Annotated in this window: 5 protein-coding genes; 3 read left to right on the plus strand and 2 right to left on the minus strand. The window is 36.2% G+C overall.

Features of this window, described 5'->3' with window-relative positions:
- Positions 1-198: 198 nt before the first annotated feature.
- The 3 genes from RT445_RS23580 to RT445_RS23590 are packed head-to-tail and all read left to right on the plus strand — an operon-like array spanning position 199 to position 1,523.
- Complete coding sequence (locus tag RT445_RS23580; RefSeq protein ID WP_313471759.1) at positions 199-834, plus strand: RNA polymerase sigma factor; 636 nt, start codon at positions 199-201, stop codon at positions 832-834.
- Positions 824-1,144 (plus strand): hypothetical protein, encoded by a 321-nt coding sequence (locus RT445_RS23585; protein WP_001015075.1) that lies wholly within the window; start codon positions 824-826, stop codon positions 1,142-1,144. Before RT445_RS23580 ends, RT445_RS23585 begins: the two co-directional genes overlap by 11 nt.
- A complete protein-coding gene (locus RT445_RS23590) occupies positions 1,134-1,523 on the plus strand; it encodes a DUF3106 domain-containing protein (protein ID WP_000225917.1) in 390 nt (129 codons plus the stop codon). The genes RT445_RS23585 and RT445_RS23590 overlap by 11 nt, the downstream gene beginning before the upstream one ends.
- Before the next feature lie 89 nt (positions 1,524-1,612).
- Here the strand turns inward: RT445_RS23590 and RT445_RS23775 are convergent, their stop codons facing one another.
- Both RT445_RS23775 and RT445_RS23595 read right to left on the minus strand, forming a co-directional pair.
- Positions 1,613-1,669: a hypothetical protein gene (locus RT445_RS23775; protein ID WP_370685974.1), complete on the minus strand. Its 57-nt coding sequence runs from the start codon at positions 1,667-1,669 to the stop codon at positions 1,613-1,615.
- Positions 1,645-2,381, minus strand: a 737-nt coding sequence (locus RT445_RS23595) for a hypothetical protein (protein WP_313471762.1), incomplete at its 5' end; no start/stop codon positions are given. The genes RT445_RS23595 and RT445_RS23775, both read right to left, overlap by 25 nt.

Genomic DNA, 2,381 nt, shown 5'->3' on the forward strand with positions numbered 1-2,381 from the left:
TTAAATGTAGCAATTGCAGGATCAATTTGTTTTTTTGAAATGGTTCGCCAACGCCAATAAAACGTTAATTTATTTTACATCGCTCATATTTGTGAAAAAAATCATTTACACTACTAAAAAATAGCCGATTGTTGTCAACCTCCCACCTCTTTTCAACGTTATATAAGAGATATATTGAAGATAAGGTGGGTACGTCCAATGACAGGATTTTCCATCTCCATGGATTTAGCACCGAAAAAGTCTCGATCGGAAACATCTAGTGCTCATGCCAGCACGGCTGAGCAACGCCTAAAGGTTTTCATGCAAGATGTTACTGGTCGTGCTTTAGTGATGATGGAAAGTGCTACCCAAGGTCAACAAGGCATTGCTATGGACTTGGTTCAAGAAGCATTTATTGCTTTACACAAGTCTTACGCCGATCGAAGTACTGAAGAATGGTATCCCCTATTTTATACTATTCTAAATAACAAACTTCAGGATTGGCGCCGCAAAGAAGCACGTCGGGCAAACCCATTTTCATTCTTCAAAAAAGTTAGTCTAGACAATGATGATGAAGAAATCATTGATATTGTCGATGAAAAAGCAATCAATCCAGCAGATTTTCTAGATCAAGCAGTGACCATAGAAGAGATCCAGGAAGCGATTGCAAAACTACCTATTCGTCAACAACAAGCTTTTATGTTACGTGCGTGGGAAGGTTTTGATACCCATACTACAGCGCAAATTATGAACTGTACCGAAGGTAGTGTAAAAACCCATTATCATCGAGCAATTCAGGGACTTAGAGAGTATTTAGCGCATTTAAATCCCATGGGAGGTTCCAATGAATCATGATGATTTCACTAAAAAGGTGACATCCAAACTCGATAGTTTGGCTCATCACCATAAAAATAAAACAGTGGTGATGAATCATGTGCTTGACCATATCCAGCAAAAACCAGCCTCTTATTATAGTGTCTGGAAAATGACTGGTTTTGCACTCGCAGCAGCGATTACTGGTTTTGTTATTTTACCAAATTCAGTAGATATGCTTGATAAGCCACAAAATCAAGTCGTTGTAAATCCTAAATTATCGCCACAAATGGTAGAAGATTTAGAAATGCTCATGGTATTGGGTGAGGATAAAGTTCAACATGGTAGCTAAAAAGTTAGCACTTATCCTTTGTTCATTAAGTTTCTTGCAAACAAGCTTTGCAGGTTTCGAACGTTTCTGGATTTTTTCGAAAGATGCCAATACGCAAGTAGATGATACTTGGAATGCTCTATCTGAAGAAGAGCAACGAGCTGTAATTAAACGTTATCAAAGCTTAAAGGAATTACCATCCAACCAAAGTGCTAACTTGCAACAACGTATGGATTGGTTTAACCAGCTTCCAGATGCAGAAAAGCAAAAAATGCGTGAAGCCTGGCAAAAAATGAGTACACAAGAGCGTAATGATTTACGTCAACGGATGCTCAAAGCAAGTGCTGATGAAAGAACTGCTATACGCGAAGAATATATAAATAAATATTTAGAGCACTAAAAACCGTATTTAATATTTATCTTTTTTGAAAATAAAAAGTTACTAACAAATAAAAAAGCCTCCTAGTGGAGGCTTTTTTATTTTTCTCATCACTTACGATAACGTCTATAAGCAATTAAACTTAGTAGCGATACGATAGAAAGAATTCCAATACTTCCCCCCCCCCACCACGTGAATCATCAGTTGTGGTTGCTGTATTTACTAAGTTAATTATTCCGGCCTTAGCTGAGATAGTTCCATCTGCATCATATACATAATATGTGAGTGTATCATTAAAGGTATTAAATACATTTTTTGCTTGAATATAGATATTGCCACCATAACATGTATTTTTACTATCTTTACCAGGACATGGACCTTCACGATCTGCTTTTACTACTTTAAAGATACCGTCTTCTGATACTTTGCTAGGTAAATAAATAGGTAGGTCTGCAAATTGAGGTTTATTAGGCTTTGTAATAAGTGTATTAGTAGGCCCATCACCCTCATCATTTGCATATTTAAGCAAGTTTAAAGGAATAATTTCATTCGCTAAATACTTAAATGTGATGGTAGTATTTTCTGAAACTGGGGGTATATTCACAAGTGAAGCTTTAATTATACCTGTTGCAGTAATATTTCTATTTGATTTTAAAATAACTGTGTATTTACAGAATTCAAAATCATCTCCTGAAGGAGTATCATCTGTACGATACAAAATAATTTGTTTAAGAGACGGATTCCATTCACATTTCAAGCTTTTAGCTTCATCCTCTGTCGCAGTCTCAAGTGTTTGTCCCTTACCTATAACTTTGACATCAATAGGCTTTGTTGCACAAAGGCTTGAAAGATAGAGCTCCCCTAGAAGATCCAAATTTA

The sequence above is a fragment of the Lysinibacillus sp. genome (assembly GCF_032093475.1).
Lineage (GTDB): Bacteria > Bacillota > Bacilli > Bacillales_A > Planococcaceae > Lysinibacillus > Lysinibacillus irui.

Coding starts and splice junctions, on each gene's coding strand:
- RT445_RS23580 (WP_313471759.1), top strand. CDS start 199: ATGACAGGATTTTCCATCTCCATGGATTTAGCACCGAAAAAGTCTCGA.
- RT445_RS23585 (WP_001015075.1), top strand. CDS start 824: ATGAATCATGATGATTTCACTAAAAAGGTGACATCCAAACTCGATAGT.
- RT445_RS23590 (WP_000225917.1), top strand. CDS start 1,134: ATGGTAGCTAAAAAGTTAGCACTTATCCTTTGTTCATTAAGTTTCTTG.